The organism is Limnobaculum xujianqingii (assembly GCF_013394855.1).
GTDB lineage: Bacteria > Pseudomonadota > Gammaproteobacteria > Enterobacterales > Enterobacteriaceae > Limnobaculum > Limnobaculum xujianqingii.
In genome coordinates this window covers 1,430,260-1,447,707 of the sequence record NZ_JABMLK010000001.1, presented here as the reverse complement: position 1 = coordinate 1,447,707, position 17,448 = coordinate 1,430,260, and the positions used below count along the sequence as shown (strand labels likewise).

Annotated in this window: 15 protein-coding genes; 4 read left to right on the top strand and 11 right to left on the bottom strand. The window is 44.7% G+C overall.

The genetic code is table 11. From position 1 onward, the window contains the following. Window positions 1-10: 10 nt before the first annotated feature. A complete protein-coding gene (ispA, locus tag GOL65_RS06550; protein WP_140919393.1) occupies window positions 11-913 on the bottom strand; it encodes a (2E,6E)-farnesyl diphosphate synthase in 903 nt (300 codons plus the stop codon). Continuing rightward, complete coding sequence (gene xseB, locus GOL65_RS06545) at window positions 913-1,155, bottom strand: exodeoxyribonuclease VII small subunit (protein WP_140919392.1); 243 nt, start codon at window positions 1,153-1,155, stop codon at window positions 913-915. Before xseB ends, ispA begins: the two co-directional genes overlap by 1 nt. A 424-nt stretch (window positions 1,156-1,579) precedes the next feature. Here xseB and GOL65_RS06540 point away from each other — a divergent pair, with 424 nt between their 5' ends. Next, complete coding sequence (locus GOL65_RS06540) at window positions 1,580-3,022, top strand: protein adenylyltransferase SelO (protein ID WP_140919448.1); 1,443 nt, start codon at window positions 1,580-1,582, stop codon at window positions 3,020-3,022. 138 nt (window positions 3,023-3,160) lie between these two features. Beyond that, complete coding sequence (gene thiI / locus GOL65_RS06535) at window positions 3,161-4,615, top strand: tRNA uracil 4-sulfurtransferase ThiI (protein ID WP_140919391.1); 1,455 nt, start codon at window positions 3,161-3,163, stop codon at window positions 4,613-4,615. Between the two features lie 345 nt (window positions 4,616-4,960). Here the strand turns inward: thiI and ompC are convergent, their stop codons facing one another. Further along, entirely contained in the window at window positions 4,961-6,100 is a 1,140-nt protein-coding gene (gene ompC, locus GOL65_RS06530; protein ID WP_140919390.1) for a porin OmpC, read from the bottom strand. 699 nt (window positions 6,101-6,799) lie between these two features. Continuing rightward, window positions 6,800-7,387 (bottom strand): protein deglycase YajL, encoded by a 588-nt coding sequence (yajL, locus tag GOL65_RS06525; protein WP_140919389.1) that lies wholly within the window; start codon window positions 7,385-7,387, stop codon window positions 6,800-6,802. Window positions 7,388-7,506: 119 nt separating this feature from the next. Here yajL and GOL65_RS06520 point away from each other — a divergent pair, with 119 nt between their 5' ends. Continuing rightward, entirely contained in the window at window positions 7,507-7,998 is a 492-nt protein-coding gene (locus tag GOL65_RS06520) for a YajQ family cyclic di-GMP-binding protein (protein WP_140919388.1), read from the top strand. Window positions 7,999-8,061: 63 nt separating this feature from the next. Continuing rightward, on the top strand, window positions 8,062-8,625 hold the full coding sequence (locus GOL65_RS06515) for a hypothetical protein (RefSeq protein WP_140919387.1): 564 nt from the start codon (window positions 8,062-8,064) through the stop codon (window positions 8,623-8,625). Window positions 8,626-8,698: 73 nt separating this feature from the next. Here GOL65_RS06515 and GOL65_RS06510 read toward each other — a convergent pair whose 3' ends face one another. The 7 genes from GOL65_RS06510 to araG all read right to left on the bottom strand — a co-directional run bounded on the left by GOL65_RS06510 (window position 8,699) and on the right by araG (window position 17,318). Then, window positions 8,699-9,661: an ABC transporter permease gene (locus GOL65_RS06510; protein WP_140919386.1), complete on the bottom strand. Its 963-nt coding sequence runs from the start codon at window positions 9,659-9,661 to the stop codon at window positions 8,699-8,701. Window positions 9,662-9,663: 2 nt separating this feature from the next. Beyond that, a complete protein-coding gene (locus GOL65_RS06505; RefSeq protein ID WP_140919385.1) occupies window positions 9,664-10,638 on the bottom strand; it encodes an ABC transporter permease in 975 nt (324 codons plus the stop codon). Beyond that, window positions 10,631-12,112: a sugar ABC transporter ATP-binding protein gene (locus tag GOL65_RS06500; protein ID WP_140919384.1), complete on the bottom strand. Its 1,482-nt coding sequence runs from the start codon at window positions 12,110-12,112 to the stop codon at window positions 10,631-10,633. The genes GOL65_RS06505 and GOL65_RS06500 overlap by 8 nt, the downstream gene beginning before the upstream one ends. Window positions 12,113-12,204: 92 nt before the next feature. Then, window positions 12,205-13,188, bottom strand: a complete 984-nt coding sequence (locus tag GOL65_RS06495; protein WP_140919383.1) for an autoinducer 2 ABC transporter substrate-binding protein — start codon at window positions 13,186-13,188, stop codon at window positions 12,205-12,207. 605 nt (window positions 13,189-13,793) lie between these two features. Beyond that, entirely contained in the window at window positions 13,794-14,708 is a 915-nt protein-coding gene (gene araC / locus GOL65_RS06490; RefSeq protein WP_140919382.1) for an arabinose operon transcriptional regulator AraC, read from the bottom strand. A gap of 74 nt (window positions 14,709-14,782) precedes the next feature. Then, a complete protein-coding gene (gene araH, locus GOL65_RS06485) occupies window positions 14,783-15,781 on the bottom strand; it encodes an L-arabinose ABC transporter permease AraH (RefSeq protein WP_179038199.1) in 999 nt (332 codons plus the stop codon). 16 nt (window positions 15,782-15,797) lie between these two features. Further along, on the bottom strand, window positions 15,798-17,318 hold the full coding sequence (gene araG / locus GOL65_RS06480) for an L-arabinose ABC transporter ATP-binding protein AraG (protein ID WP_140919380.1): 1,521 nt from the start codon (window positions 17,316-17,318) through the stop codon (window positions 15,798-15,800). Between the last annotated feature and the right edge of the window lie 130 nt (window positions 17,319-17,448).

Sequence of the window (17,448 nt, the reverse complement as noted above, 5' to 3'; positions counted from 1 at the left end):
AATGTGCAGTTTAGTTATCGCGTTCAATAACAAAACCGGCCAGTGCTTCCAGCGAAGCCGTATTATAAGACTGTGATGCTAATTCCGATAGTGCATCCATTGCTTCCCGGTACAAGTCCAACGCTTTTGCCTGTGCGCCTTCAATTCCTAGCAGGGCAGGGTAAGTGCTCTTTTCGTGTTGTAAATCGGACCCCTGACGCTTGCCGGTTTTCTCGGTAGCACCAACTACATCGAGAATATCGTCCTGTACCTGAAAGGCTAAACCAATGGCATTAGCATAACGGTCCAGAATTGGCAGGATAGCTCTACCGCGCTCACCGGCAGCCAGTGCTGCAAGGCGTATAGCAGAACGAATCAAGGCACCAGTTTTATGGCGGTGAATACGTTCCAGTTCTTCTAAATTAGTTTTTTTCTTTTCAGCTTCCAGGTCCAATGCTTGTCCGGCGCACATACCAGCGGCGCCACTGGCACAGGCCAGTTCACTAATCATGGCCAGACGAGAGGTGGTTTGCACTTCGGGCATTGGTGCATCGCTCAGGATAGAAAATGCCAGAGTCTGTAACGCATCTCCCGCCAGAATAGCGTGTGCTTCACCAAATTTAATATGGCAAGTTGGCTGACCGCGACGTAAATCGTCATCATCCATCGCAGGCAAGTCATCATGAATCAGTGAGTAAGCATGGATACACTCGATGGCTGCAGCAGGAGCATCCATATTTTGAGCACTTAAGCCAAGCATTTCACCGGTAGCATAGACTAAAAATGGGCGCAGACGTTTTCCACCCAGTAGGGCACCATATCGCATGGCTTCTACCAGCGGGGCCTGATTGAACGGTAAGGCAGAAAGATAATGCTCCAGCGCCCGATCGACACGCTGGCGATGTTCAGATTGAAGCTGGGTAAACGATGACATCAGGCTTCATCCTGATCAAAAGGAGACAACGGGGCCTCAGGCTCGCTGTTTAACAGGATCTGAACTCGTTGTTCAGCCTGTTGCAATTGCTGTTGACCCTGACGCGCCAGCTGAATACCGCGCTCAAACTCGTTTAATGCTTCTTCCAGTGGTAGGTCACCACTTTCCAGACGATTCACAATTTGTTCCAGCTCACCTAATGCAGTTTCAAAACTGGCTGGTTGAGGCGTTTTTTTCGGCATTTTTGGCATATCTAATAGTGGCTTCGATTAAATGTTATCTTTAATAAATAACCGCATTAGCGGATTCTGAAAGCATCAACCAGCGCAAACTCAGCAAGGATGCAGGGCATTGCGCAGATAATACACCGCTCATACCAACGATGCTGATTATTTTGTCGGCTATGGTTAAATAATACCTAAGTTATGGGGTGGAGTTTACCATTAAATGACTCATAAAAATGATAATTAACCATGAAATTGTGCAGTGGTACATATTATCAAGATTTTACTCATAAGGAGTGAGGGCCGAGTGGCAGGGGCTGGAAAGAGAAACTCAACAGAAAGCGATAATCTCCCTACATTTGGTTGGTGTTAATTCTGTCACCTGCGCACTACACTGGTTTTATCTCAATTGATGTCGATACCAGCGCCAACTATGTCAACTATGCCAAAGTTTATTCACACCTATTATGATGAACTCCCCGGGTTTTATACTGAATTGGCTCCAACACCGTTGAGCCAGGCCCGGTTGTTGTACCACAGCCAACCATTGGCAAAAGAGCTGGGGTTGGAGGATTCACTGTTTTCCGGCGACAACCAGAAAATCTGGTCAGGGGAGAAATTACTGCCGGGAATGAAACCGCTGGCTCAGGTATATAGCGGCCATCAGTTTGGCGTTTGGGCCGGGCAATTGGGTGATGGTCGTGGAATTTTATTGGGCGAGCAACTAACCGACAGCGGAAAAAAGATGGACTGGCATCTGAAAGGTGCCGGTCTGACGCCATATTCCCGTATGGGGGACGGTAGGGCAGTCTTACGGTCGGTAATCAGGGAGTTTTTAGCCTCTGAAGCGCTCCATTGTTTAGGTATTCCTACTACCCGGGCACTATCCATTGTGACCAGCCAACAGCCAGTGTTTCGTGAGCAGCCCGAACAGGGCGCAATGTTAATGCGGATAGCTGAGAGCCATATTCGCTTTGGTCATTTCGAGCATTTTTATCACCGTAATCAGCAGGAGCAGGTTCAGCAACTCGCAGATTATGCTATTCGACACCATTGGCCTCAATGGCAGGAACAGTCAGAACGCTATTTTCTTTGGTTTAAAGATATTGTTGAGCGAACGGCGGAAATGATTGCGCTCTGGCAGTCAGTTGGCTTTGCTCATGGGGTAATGAACACTGACAATATGTCGATTTTAGGTATTACTATCGATTTTGGTCCCTATGGTTTTCTGGATGATTACTCCCCCGAATATATTTGTAATCATAGTGATTATCAGGGGCGCTATGCCTTTAGTAATCAACCTGCGGTGGCCTACTGGAATTTACATCGATTGGCTAATGCGTTGTCTGGTCTGATGACCATGGAGCAGTTACAGGCTGGTTTAGCTGCGTATGAACCAGCGTTGATGGCCGCCTATGGTCGACTGATGAGAACTAAACTGGGCTTTTTCACTCAGGATCCGCAGGATAATGATTTATTGAATCAGCTGTTAGACATGATGGCAAAAGAGAAGCGTGATTACACTCATACCTTCCGCTTGCTAAGTGATGTTGAGCAAGGGAGTCCTGCCATTGCTTTACGTGATGAATTTATTGATCGCCAGAGCTTTGACAACTGGTATCAGGCATGGCGTAAGCGTTTACAGCAAGAACAGGTAGATGATGCTCAGCGTCAGCAGGTGATGAAAACGGCTAACCCACAACGCATATTACGCAATTATCTGGCACAAAAAGCGATTGAAGCTGCTGAGAAAGGGGATGTCAGCGTACTGGCTCATATTCATCAGGGCTTAATGAATCCTTATACGGATGCCTCTGAATTTAACGATTTAGCTGAGTTACCTCCGGATTGGGGAAAACGACTGGAAATCTCCTGCTCCAGCTAATTTCAGATCCGAATCAATGAAATATTCTGTCGGCGCAGATTGTTTAGTGCGCCGATTGCCTTTCCGGGTGTATACTCCACGCCCAGAAATCTATCATCCTTTTCATTCGATTTAACGACGTAAGTACTCGCAACTATCATGAAGTTTATCATTAAGCTGTTCCCTGAAATTACTATCAAAAGCCAATCTGTGCGTATGCGCTTCATCAAAATTCTGACCGGAAACGTGCGTAACGTTTTAAGGCAGCGTATTGAGGAGTGTGCGGTGGTCCGCCATTGGGACTTTCTGGAAGTCAGAACCAAAGATCCGGCTAATGGCCCGATTATTCGGGATGCACTGACGCGAATCCCCGGTATTCACCACATTCTTGAAGTGGATGAAACCCCTTATACCGATATGCATAATATCTTTGAACAGACGCTGGCTAACTATCGTGAACAGCTGGAAGGTAAAACCTTCTGTGTGCGAGTTAAGCGCCGTGGCAAGCAGGATTTTAACTCGCAGGATGTGGAGCGCTATGTTGGTGGTGGACTAAACCAACATATTGAGTCGGCTAAAGTGAATCTGACCAATCCGGACGTAACCGTACGTTTAGAGATCGAAGACGATCGCCTGATTATGGTTCAGGCCCGCTACGAAGGATTAGGTGGTTTCCCGATTGGGACTCAGGAAGATGTGATGTCACTGATTTCCGGTGGCTTTGACTCTGGTGTTTCCAGCTATATGTTGATACGTCGTGGTTGCCGGGTTCACTACTGCTTCTTCAATCTGGGTGGTGCAACTCATGAAATTGGTGTTAAGCAGGTAGCTCACTATATCTGGAGTCGGTTCGGTAGCTCTCATAAGGTTCGCTTTATCTCTGTCGATTTTGCTCCAGTGGTGGGCGAAATTTTGGAAAAGGTGGACGATGGTCAAATGGGTGTCGTGCTTAAACGTATGATGGTCAGAGCTTCTTCAGCTATTGCTGAGCGCTATGGTGTTCAGGCCATTGTAACCGGTGAAGCATTGGGACAGGTTTCCAGCCAAACCTTAACCAATCTGCGTTTAATTGATAATGCCTCTGATACCCTGATTCTGCGTCCGCTGATCTCCCATGATAAAGAGCACATTATCAATATGGCTCGTCAGATCGGCACTGAAGATTTTGCCAAAACCATGCCAGAGTTCTGTGGTGTGATCTCAAAAAGCCCAACGGTGAAAGCGGTGAAGGCTAAAATTGAGGCTGAAGAAGCGAACTTTGACTTTGGTATTCTGGATAAAGTCGTTGAGCAGGCGGTAAATATTGATATTCGTCAGATCGCGGAGCAAACCCAACAGCAAATCACCGAAGTAGAAACAGTGGCGGCTTTTGGCAGCAATGATGTGATCATTGATATTCGCTCATCTGATGAACATGAAACCAGCCCGCTGAAACTCACGGAAGTTAGTGTAAAACATATTCCGTTCTACAAGTTGGGCACGGCATTTAGCGAGCTGGATAAATCGAAAACCTATTTATTGTATTGCGACCGTGGTGTGATGAGTCGCCTGCAGGCGTTGTATTTGCAGGAGCAGGGATACAGTAATGTGAAGGTTTATCGCAAGACAGCATAAGCGAATATATTGGTTAGATATTTTCCTTTAGATTACACGATGCCTTTACGACTGGAATATTTATTTATGACAACGTTTGGCAGTTTGGTTTCGTATCTTAAGATAGCTAATCGTTGGGAGGGACGGGTGTTGGGGTCGACTTGGCGTAAGCCAACGAAGCGCCCCTAACCCGGCCAGGCCCAACGCACTCCGTAGTTGAGTGCAAATGGTTTACCGACCGTTACTAGTGCCGATATAAGCACATTGTTTTTACGGTCGGAATATTTGCAGGTGCTGATTTATCCGGTTTCCCAGCAGTCCTAAAGGCCCACAATCGGGCCTTTTTGCTATATAAAATAAACAATATCAGAACTGATACACCAAACCGGTCGCTACGATATTATCGGTAGAGATACCGTTATCCTTGTAGAAACTGTTGTCGTCTAACAGGTTAATTTTGTAGTCAACATAGGCTGAGAAGTTTTTGTTGAAGTATTGGGTTACGCCAACATCAGCATATTTCACCAGATCCTGGTTGCTATTGTACTGACCATTGTTGGTGTTTAAGTCTTTGCCCTTGGATTGCAGATAGGCAAGCGAAGGGGCTAAGCCAAACTCAAACTGGTATTGAGCGACTATTTCGTAGTTTTGAGTCTTGTTAGCGATACCATCGCCACCATAGGGGGTCATGTTATTGGTTTCTGAGTACATGGCGGCCAGATAAACGTTATTCGCGCTATAACGCAGACCAGTGGTCCAGGCTTGGGCATTGTCGCCTCCGGCAATATTACCGCCTGTGTTTTTTTGTTCTCCGGTACGGTTAGATGAGCTGTAAGCGGCACCTAAACTAATACCTTCTCCAATATCGTAAGTAGAGGAGATTCCCCAACCGTCGCCGTTTTGATGCTGGACATCATGAGGGTTACGGCTCAAATTTTCACATACCGAGGTGCCACCAGATTCTTCACAATTCTGTCCGTCATTTTTACCCTGATACTGAACGGCAAAGTTTAAACCTTCAACCTGGCCAAACAGGTCAGTGTTACGGTAAGTTGCTACACCATTAGCACGACTTACCATATAGTTATCTGCCCCGGTGTAACTGTCACCACCAAATTCTGGCAGTACGTCGGTCCAGCCTTCAACATCGTATAAAATGCCGTAGTTACGACCATAGTCCAGCGAGCCAACGGTACGATGCTTTATTCCAGCATAAGCCAGACGGGTGAAGCTTTGGTTGCTGCTACCTTCGGTGTTACTGGCAAGAACGTTGTACTCCCACTGTCCAAAGCCAACTACATCTTCATTGACCTGAGTTTCACCTTTAATACCAAAACGAGTGTAGGTCGCATCGCCATCCTGACTGCTGTCTGATGAGAAATAATGTAAACCATCTATCTTTCCATACAGGTTAAGTTTGTTTCCATCCTTGTTATAGATTTCGGCCCCATGAGCTGCACTGGCAGCAACAATGGTTGAGATGAGCACTGCTATTACTTTTTTCATATGTTATGGCCTGTGGTGATAACGATAAAAATAAGGAGTGAGATTAAATTTTGCCACTTGCCGTTTGAGCTTAGTAATTAAATAAAAATAGGGTTATTAATAAAATGTAAATAAAGGATAAAGAATAAATATAAATTTTTCCGGATATCATTAATAAAACTTATGGGTGAAATTACATGAGGGTATTTTTATGATTTATTTAAATAAATTTATTTAAGTATTAAAAGTACAAAGCGTAAGATTACCTCACAATAACTATTGTGAATAAATTTAATTTTCAGATAACTAATATTAAAAAAACTTATAGACCACATAAATTATATGTTATATATCAACTGATTTGCACGATGTTAGTGCAGGTAAGAGAGGGTGATACTAATACTATAAAATTAATCTGGCTTGAAAGTTGAACGTTAATTACTCTTTGAATAATAAAAATAACGTTTTTAATCATTAATATTTATCCATCAGGTGGCGAGCTTTTTATTATTAATTTAATAAATGCACTAATTGCTTTTATTCTTCTTTATTCGCTTTGGTTTATTATAGTGCAAGAATGCACAAGTAAAGTGCAGGAAATATATTCTTTATGCTGACTAAAGATATTTAATAATTAAAATTTGTCTCTGATAAGAAATATCTCAAGTTTTAATCAAAAGAAGAGTAGGGTGCGGAGCAGAGGTGCTCCGCAAAAATGGCTTAAAGGTAGGCATATATTCCCGGAGCAACGATAAGTTGCCCGGCAACTTCAGCAGCTTTATCCCGGTTGACTAATAGCTCAATTAATTTGAGACCAAAATCGATTGAGGTTCCAGGCCCCTGACTGGTGACCAGATTGACACGCTCATCATAATTGACCCGTCTGTCCACCCACTTATTCTCCGGAATCATATGTTTAAAACCCGGATTAACCGCCATATTTCCGACAGGAAACAGCTTATGGTGTTCCAGTACTAAGGCAGGCGCCGCGCAAATCGCAGTAACAATATTACCGCTAAGGTGAGTCTGGCGAACTCTTTCTACTAACAAAGGGCTATCCCGAAAGCATTCGGCACCTTTTACACCGCCAGGAAGAACCACAGCATCATAATGCTCATCAGCGACATCAACTAATGCATGGTCGGCAATTAATTTTACTCCCCGTGAACAGACAATATTCAGGCAGCCATCCCCTTCGACACTGGCGGTGATAACCTCGATTCCACCGCGAACCAGCAGGTCAATAGTGGTAACTGCTTCGGTTTCTTCAGTGCCGTGAGCCAGGCAAACCAGTGCTCTAGGTGCCATTTAGTACTCCTTAATCAATAAGATTGTCTACCTGACAGGTTGTGCAGGCGTGAATATAACCGTTATCATGCATAACATTATTTGTTATTAAAAGAGCCATCATAAAAAAGGAAGAAGTTATGCCATCTTTCGATATTGTATCTGAAATTGATATGCCTGAAGTCCGCAATGCGGTGGAGAATGCCAGCCGTGAGCTGACCAACCGTTGGGATTTCCGTAATATACCCGCCAGTTTTGAGTTAAACGAGAAGAGTGAAAGCGTTAAGGTTGCCAGTGAGTCTGAGTTTCAGGTTCAGCAATTGCTGGATATTCTGCGCGATAAATTTGCTAAACGCGGTATTGATGCCGGGGCGTTAGAAATCCCTGAGGAGATGGTACACAGCGGTAAAACATACAGCGTAGAGGTTAAACTCAAGCAGGGTATTGAAACTGACGTGGCTAAAAAAATTATAAAGCTGATTAAAGATAATAAACTAAAAGTTCAGGCTCAAATTCAGGGCGATCAGGTCCGTGTTACCGGCAAATCCCGCGATGACTTACAGGGCGCAATGGCGCTGGTGAGAGGGGCTGAGTTAGGACAGCCATTCCAGTTTAATAACTTCCGCGATTAAGGGAATGACTCAGATACCAGACAGCACTGTTGAGCTGTCTGGTTTAATTGAAATGGAGTTTGTATGAGTAAAGCTGGCGTGCTGAAAAATTATTCCCGGTTATTGCCGCTGTTTATCGGCGCAGGCATTCTGTCAGGCGGATGCAGTAACAGCTATGAACAGCAACAGCTTGAATTTGCGGAATATTGCGCGCAGGTTGAAACACTGGGCGGTATAGATTTTTCCTTCTCCGGTTTTACTTATGATGAACTAAAAGAGGTGGCGGTAAAGCATGAACGGGATGGAGAAATTATCGATCTGTTTACTTTACACGTTGATACCTACAGCTTTAAATCCGGTGAAAATAACTTTTCTCTGTATGACTATAGTCGGAAACTGTATGTCCGGGATAAGTACACCATCAAGGTTTCAGACCAGCAAGTTTTTGTATTAAACGGTATGAAAACCAAGGTGATACAGCAGCCTGACACTGTAGTTAAAGGGGATGGATGCAACCTGAGTGGCTATTCATTGAATGGTATCTCGGTAGAGAGTTATGCTTCACCCGTATTTACGAAGCTTGAAGTTGCTGACAATAAAAATATTAAAAAAAATAGAAAGAGTAAGAAGAGAAGAGCCAAAAGATAGTTGGTATTGAGTTGCAATTTTAATACGGCCCGGAATTCATATTCCGGGCTGTATGCTTTTCGGAGATATTGGCTTATCGCCCAAACAGTCTGGAGAGGTTAATACCTTTCAGGAAGATGAAGGCCAGTAATAGTCCTCCCCACAGCGTCATAGTAATGTAGCTGCTTACTCCCAGAATATTCAGTCCGCTTTCCAGCATTTGTAATAAAATCAGCGCCATTACCATGCCGAACACTTTACCAAATCCACCGTCCGGGTTTATTCCACCTAATACTGCTGCCAGAATTGAAACCAGTAGGTAGGATTCACCATACGATGCTTTGGCTGAGTTGAGCTTGGACATCATTAGCAGCGCAGCAACCACGCAGAGTATGGACGATAGGATATATACCCAAACGATAGTTTTGCGGGTGTTAATACCAGAGTAGTGAGTTGCCTGTTCATTAGAACCGATCAGATAGATGGTGCGACCAAATGCAGATTTCTCCAGAATCACCCATATCACAGCAACCACGGCTAAAAAGACTAGCAACGGTAGAGGAATACCAAGCAGATTAGTGCTGTTAATCGCCAGAATATAGTCAGGGAAATTAGAGATAGCCGATCCACGCGATATTAAAATATTGATGCCGTTGAGTAACGTCATAATACCGAGGGTTGCCAGAATAGGTGAGACTCTGACTACGGCAATCAGGAAACCGTTCACACTACCGATAACGATAGCCATTGCTAAGCCAGCAAGCAACACCAGCGCTACGCTGCCAATGCTTGGTGGGTAGTTAGTCGCTACCCAAGCCATCACCAATCCACAGGCGTTCATGGTGGCAATAATCGACAGATTAATCCCACCGGTAAGCATAGTGATGGCCATTGCCAGTGCCAGTACGCCAAGTACCGGCATTTGTGATGCGATAGACTGAAAGTTAGCTGATGACCAGAAAATATCAGGAATCAGAAAACTGAAGGTAATAACCACCAGGCCAATTAGCAGGCTCAGGTAAATCTCTACGTTATCTTTTACTTTTCTTGCGCTCATGGTTATACCCCCTGACCCTTACGCTGGCTCCAGGCCGTCATACTGACACTGATAACGATTACCAAACCGGTAACCACGGTATGCCAGTAAGAGGAGATACCCAGCAGGTTCAGGCCGTTTTGCAGAACAGCTAACAAAATAACCCCCAATAACGTGCCTAACAGCGTCCCTCGTCCGCCCACAATGCTGGTACCACCTAACACTACGGCAGCCAGTACCGTTAGTTCATAGCCCAGCAGTGAGTCTGGTGCTACGGTTAAAACTGTTGCTGATTGAACCACACCCGCTACTCCGGACATTAGTCCCATATAGCCATATACAAACAGCTGAAGTTTAAAGATGCCGAATCCCATACGGGAAGCCGCCTCTTTATTACCACCCATAGCGTAAATCATGCGGCCGATGCTGGTTTTATTCATGATGATGCCGGTCAGGGCGATCACCACAATCAGGGTGATAATTTGCAGGCTCAACCCATAATCATAGCCATCTGCAGCAGTGAATTTAAACAGCATAACCCCTTGTTCAAACCACTCCGGATAACTGTATAACCATACCCCTTTGGTGAGATAGAGCAGTAATCCGTAGAAGATATTCAGGGTTGAAATAGTAATAATAATCGAAGGAACTTTAAGTCGATTAACCAACACGGCGTTAACCATACCCAGCAGTAAACCAATACCGCCGGACAGAGCAAAAGCGATGGCAAAGTTGCCGGTAGTGCCCTGAATAAGGCTAACCATGACATATTGAGAGATAATGGTCATTGCCGGGAAGGAGATATCAATACCGCCAGAGATCAGAACAATAAACAGACCGCAGGCCAGAATGGTCAGCATGGCGTAGTTATTGACCAGATCGTAAATATTGCCAAAAGTCATAAAGTCCGGGCTGGCAAAAGAGAGATAACCACCAATCACCAGAATGGTTAAGCCTAAAAACAGTTCATGCGGCTTAATGCCTAATTTATTAACCATTGACCACCTCTGCCAGAGCTGCTTCCGTTGTTTCTCCCGGTAAATATTCTGCGGTGATTTCACCTTTACGCATTACTAAAATCCGGTGGCTGTTAAAGAAGGCTTCATCAATTTCATCGGTGATCATCAGTACCGCAATGCCTTTTTGTGATAGCGCCGAGATAATCTGATAAATACCGGCTTTATTGGCGATATCTACCCCAACAGTTGGGGAGTCAAGGATCAGAACTTTAGGATTAATTGCCAGCCATTTGGCAATGGCGACCCGCTGGGCATTACCGCCTGACAGGGTATTGACTGGCAGATTTACGCTGCCAATTTTAATGGTTAGCTGTTCAACTAAATCCACTACAACGCTGTCGGCCTTAGGCCTGTTTAACAGTTGCAGCGGAGTTTTTAAGCGGTTTAGTACGGTGGAAATAATATTGTCATTAATGGATTGCTCCATGACCAAACCGGTACTCATTCGGTCTTCTGATACGTAACCAATACCGGCTTTAATTGCTTCCCGATTGCTGGAGAAGTTAATTGATTTGCCTTCCAGCAGGATTTCACCAGAATCAGGTTTAGTAAGGCCAAACAGGCTAAGGCAAAGCTCAGTGCGCCCTGCGCCAAGCAGGCCAGTAATAGCAACAATTTCGCCTTTATGCAGGCTAAAGGATATTTGGTTATATTCCTGACCACGGCAAAGGTTTTTCACTTCCAGCGCAATAGCATCCTTTTCCTGTATTGGAGGTAGCACTGCGTAGGAGAACTCTTTACCGGTCATCAGGAAGGCCAGTTTTTTATTATCGATTTCTGTGGCTGGGTAGGTGCCCACCAGCTTGCCATCTTTTAACACGGTAATGCGATCGGAGATTTCCATTACTTCATCTAACCGATGGCTAACGAATACTACACAGATATTTCTTTTTTTCAGATCGTGAACCACCCGTAACAGGCCTTTTACTTCCTGCATAGTCAGAGAAGCGGTAGGTTCATCCATAATAATCAGTTTGGCTTCTTGCGACAGTGCCCGACAAATAGCGACAATTTGACGCTGGGCAATGGGCAGGGATTCTACCGTAGCATCAAGATCCAGTTGGGCATCGATGCTTTTAATCGTGAGTTCGGCGATGCGGCGAATTTCACGCTTATTAACCAATAAGTTATGGTGATATTGGTTAATACCGATGTTTTCAGCAACGGTTAAATTGGGAAACAGCGATAGATCCTGATAGATAACCTGAATACCGGCTTTCACTGAATCAATCGGGGAAAGGTGAGAGTATGATTTACCATTAATGGTAATTTCTGCCCCCGCATCTGGTTGGTAAACGCCAGAAATAATTTTTATCAGCGTCGATTTTCCACAACCGTTTTGTCCGGCCAGACAGTGAACTTCTCCCGGCAACAGTGTCAGGGCAATGTTATCCAGCGCCTTAACACCATAGAAGGTTTTGCTGATATTACCCAGTGAAATAAAGGGTTCCATTTTTACCTCTTGTTAACTTGTCACCCATTTGTAGCAAACTGCTGTGTTTTTGCTTCCCCTGCCGTGGGTTACCGGCAGGGGAGGTAGAGCGATTAATACAGGCTATCGATGTTTTCTTTGGTAACGCGCAGAACTTTATGGAATTTGATAATGCGCTTATCCATATCCACATCGGCTTTACCCAGATTTGGAATGTCCAGATCTTTGGTGATTTCTTCGCCTTTAAGGATTTTGTTAGCCACTGCGGTCAGCGCATAACCCGCTGAAGCCGGGTCATAGGTTACGCCCATGGCGATATCACCACTTTTAATCAGTGATGCTGCCTGAGATGGGATCATCATGCCGTAAACGAAAACTTTACCGCGAGCGCGTTTCTCTTTAACTGCACGGCCAGCACCGATAGGGCCTTGTGAACCAAAAGCTACCACCCCTTTCATGGCCGGATAGGCTTTCATCAGATCCAACGTAGTGCGACGAGCATCATCAATGTTTTCTGCTACCGGCATACGGCTGGTCACTTCAAACATGTCCGGATAGTGCGCTTTTTGGTATTTAACAAACAGATCGGCCCACAGGTTATGTTGAGGAACGGTCAGGCTACCAACATAGATGACATAACCGCCTTTGCCGCCCATGGCTTTAGCCATTTCTTCTACGTTATCGGCAGCAAATTTTTCATTATCAATAATCTCAACATCCCAGTTAGCGCTTGGCTGTCCTGGTGATTCGTTGGTTAATACCACGATGCCTTCACTACGAGCTTTTTTGAAAACAGGCTCCAACACATCGGCGTCATTTGGCACGATAGTAATAGCGGAAACTTTCTTGGCGATTAAATCTTCAATGATTTTAACTTGTTGAGGCGCATCGGTACTGGATGGGCCAACCTGATAGGCTTTTATTCCCAAATCTTTTCCTGCATTGGTTACCCCTTCACCCATCCGGTTAAACCATGGCATGCCACCAATTTTGGAAATATTAACCACTTCAACTTCTTTTGCCATTGCGGCGGTAGAACAAACCATTAACCCCAATAAACTGGCGGATAATAGTTTAGCCAAATTCATTTTACTCATTTCATACCTCGGGCTGGTGGTAAAAATAATTCACGTTAATGATTTTGTTTATGCAGAGATAAACAAAATACCCATTTCTTTTTTGCGCACAGTTACATCATATTCAGCGATAAAGGAGTGAATTTACCGTAATTAAGGTGCCTTTTTATGTAAAAGTTGGCTATAAAATAATTATGGATAGTATCGAAGATTTTAAAATATTGTCTATAAACCCCGTCAATACTCCTTTCCGCCAAAGGACTGTAGAGTTTTAATGTTAAAATAGTTATGTATTTATTAGCTGTTTATATGGATATAAATGCCGCCATTCTATTTTGAGACTTGGATCACAATTGAGGTTGGTTATTTTATCTGCTATCTGAAATTTTATATCGTTTATTCAAGTTATAAATTATTTAGCCATTAACTTATTGATATATGTTTTGGCAGCTAATTAATATTTATAAGGTTGGGTAAATGATCTGAATGTCAGAAATAAAAGAGTAGTTTAATATAAAAGCTGAAACGAGAAACTAATGTATATAATAATGAATGAAAGAAAAAGATATCCTGAATATATAAACGGAACAGGATCAGCGAGATAGCTGACCCTGTTTAAATTGTGCTTAAAGCGTTACTTCTGTCGACATTGGGTTATCTGCATCAGGGTAAGTCGTCAGTTCCATATTTCTACGACGGAAATCGCTGGGGCTAACGCCGACACGTTTGCGAAACACGCGGGAGAAATAGAGCTGATCGTCATAACCCACAATGCGCCCCACACTGGCGATAGATTCCTGAGTGGTTTGCAGCAGCAATTTGGCGCGAATCACTCGCTGGTCTTCACGCCAGCGTAGCATATTAATGCCAACCTGCTCGCGAAACAGATGCGCCAGACGAGAAGGGGAGAGACAGACGTGGTTAGCAATATCTTCAATACGCACATCATCCGATAAGTTGCTGGTCATATACTGACAGGCTTCAATAATTCGCGGGTCCATAATTTTCTGTGGTGATTGAGGGTCTTCTTCAATACAACGCAGCAGTAATCTTTCCAGCAGATTCATCGATAGCTCTTCAGACAGGCGTCTGCCGGACTGATGGGTTTGTTCAATGGAAGTAAACAGCTGTTCGAACTCTTCCTGTAGTGCTTCCGTTGGTAGAGTCAGGCGACCAACGCGATTAGTCTGACTATACCACTCCAACCAGTCAGCCCAGTAGGCGCGTGGACGGAAATAAATCCAACGGTGATACCAGCAATCACTGTTAGGCGAACGGCCATAATAGTGAGCTTCTTTTGGTTGAAATAACAGCATATCGCCGGGATTACAGTAAAACGCATTCTCACCGTCAAAAATTTGTCCCTGGCCTTTAATCGTCAGGTTCAGGATATAGCCCTTCATGCCGTTAGGGCGGTCAATAAAGAAATCGAGAGGACCATCAGTGACGATAGGGGTCAGCCCGGCCACCAGGTAGGCGTTAAAGGAGTATCCGGGTAACAGTGGGTTAGGTTGTGAGTCAGAGACAATGCGCTGGTACAATCTTACCTCCTCAGGCTGGCATTAGACGGTGTAACATACCATACCGGGTTAAACCCGGTATGGTAATGGGGTAATTATACTTTCTGTTTCGCCAGTTGCTTATAGCGGTCGAAGATAACCGCAGCCAGCAGGATCAGACCACGCACAACATATTGATAGAATGGCGAAATATTTAACAGGTTCATCGCGTTTTCTACCGTACCCAGAATCAGAACACCAGCAATAACATAAGATATTTTACCAATACCACCTTTTAGTGAAACCCCACCTAGTACGCAAGCAGAGATAACGATCAGCTCATAGCCCATAGAGGTCATTGGTTGTCCGCTGGTCATCCGCGAGGCTAAGATAATGCCTGCTGCCGCAGAGATTAAACCTGTCAGAGCAAAGATGATGATCTTAGTACGAATTACCGGTACACCGGCCAGACGGGCCGCTTCTTCGTTACCGCCAACGGCCAGAGTGTTGCGGCCAAAGGTGGTTTTATTCAGCAGGAAGCCAAACAGAATAAAGCAGAACAGAGTGATCCAGATAGGAACCGGAATGCTAAACCAACTGGTATTACCTAATTCAAAGAAACGCTCATCTTCGATACCAACTGCTTTACCATCGGAGATGATATAGGCTAAACCACGGGCAATTTGCATGGTGGCAAGAGTGGTAATCAGGGCGTTAATTTTCAAACGGGCAATGACGAAGCCATTAAGTAAACCAAATGCCAGACCCAGTAATAAACCAGCACCGATACCGATAGCCAGACTTTCTGTATGGTTGATGACCACCGCAGTGGTTACACCGGCACAGGCAATAACGGAAGCTACCGACAGGTCAAAGTCACCGGATGCCAGACAGAACAGCATACCGCAGGCCACCATACCGGACATGGAAATCGCCAGACCCAGACCGCGCATATTAATCCAGGAGGCAAAGTTAGGTACAAATACCATACAAGCAATAAATAGTACGGCGAACACCACCAACATCCCGTAGCTATCCCAGATACGGCTCAGGCTGTTGCCTGTATTGTTAGCCGATGCTTTTGCCGGTGATGGGGTTGTAGTTGTTATCGACATGAAGATTTTCCTTCTCTTAGGCAACCGCATCAGCGGTGGTATTTAACATGGCTAAACTCAGGGCTTTTCCTTCAGTAGCATCGTCATGGGCTAATTCCCCGGATAATGCACCTTCGCGCATGACCAGAATGCGATCGGCAAGGCCGAGAACTTCCGGTAAGTCACTGGAAGCAAAGACGACGGCAATGCCCTGTTTTGCGAGTTCATAAATAACGTTATAGATTTCGTGTTTAGCACCAACGTCAATACCGCGCGTTGGTTCATCTAACAAAATCACTTTCATCTCTTCTGATAACCAGCGACCGAGAATGGCTTTTTGCTGGTTACCACCTGACAGATTCATAATCAGCTGCTCTGCTGATGGCGTTTTGATGTTGAGTTCATTAATGCGCCGTTCGGCGTTGCTGTTTTCCCAACTGTTATTGATCAGGCAGCCTGCACTAAGGGTTTTGCGGCGGGCGCTGATATTGATATTGTCTTTTACGGAGTGGACCGGAATGATGCCCTCGGCTTTACGGTCTTCCGGGCATAACATAATACCCTGACTGATGCCTTCAATCGGAGAGCCAATTTTCAGCGTTTTGCCATCCAGTTCGACGCTACCGCCAGTAATACGGGTAGCACCAAACAGTGATTTTAAGAGCTCACTGCGGCCAGCGCCGACCAGACCAAATAAGCCGACGATTTCTCCCTGACGTACCTGAAAACTAATTGGGTGCTTAACACCCGGTGCTTTGACGTTTTTCAGTTCAAAGCGGACATCCCCTAAAGGACGTGGGCTATAACCATAGATGTCACCAATATCGCGTCCAACCATGGTTTGAACCAATTCATCATGGGTCAGGTTAGGAATATCGGTAAAGGTTTTCATGTAGCAGCCATCTTTAAATACGGTAATGGCATCACTAAGAGCGAAGATCTCTTCCATACGGTGGGATACATACAGAATGACCCGACCTTCAGCTCGAAGTTCACGAATAACACGAAACAGCTGTTCGATCTCTCTGGCTGACAGTGAGCTGGTTGGCTCATCAAAGGCAATGATCTTGGCGTTACGCGCCAGTGCCTTGGCTATTTCCACCATTTGCCATTGGCCGATGGAGAGATACTTAAGCGGAGTATTTGGGTCAATATCCAGCCCCAAATGCTCCAGTTGAATACTTGCCTCATAGTTGAGGATTTTTTTATTGACTACGCCGCCTTTGGTTGGCAATTGTCCTAAATAGATATTTTCAGCAACGGTCATTTCAGGAATTAAATGTAGTTCCTGATAAATAATGGCAATGCCGGAATTCAGGGCATCCATGGTGTTATTGAATTTTACTGGTTGTCCCTTGACCTTAATTTCACCCGTAGTTGGGATATAGTTGCCACTGAGTATTTTAAGCAGCGTTGATTTTCCAGCTCCATTCTCTCCCATCAGCGCATGGACCTGACCTGGGTGACAGTCAAAGCTAATGTTTTGCAGCGCTTTTACGCCTGGAAACGTTTTACTGATTTGACAAAACTCGAGATAAGGTGATTGCAGCGTAGGCATAATAAGTTCCTTAATGCTCGTACCACTTATCCGCAGGGGGCTTTTAATTGTAAACGGCCCAAAAGAAGCGACTGACGGAATAAGTATATTTTTCGATAATACGGTGTCGTATAAAGCGGGCAGATGGTTA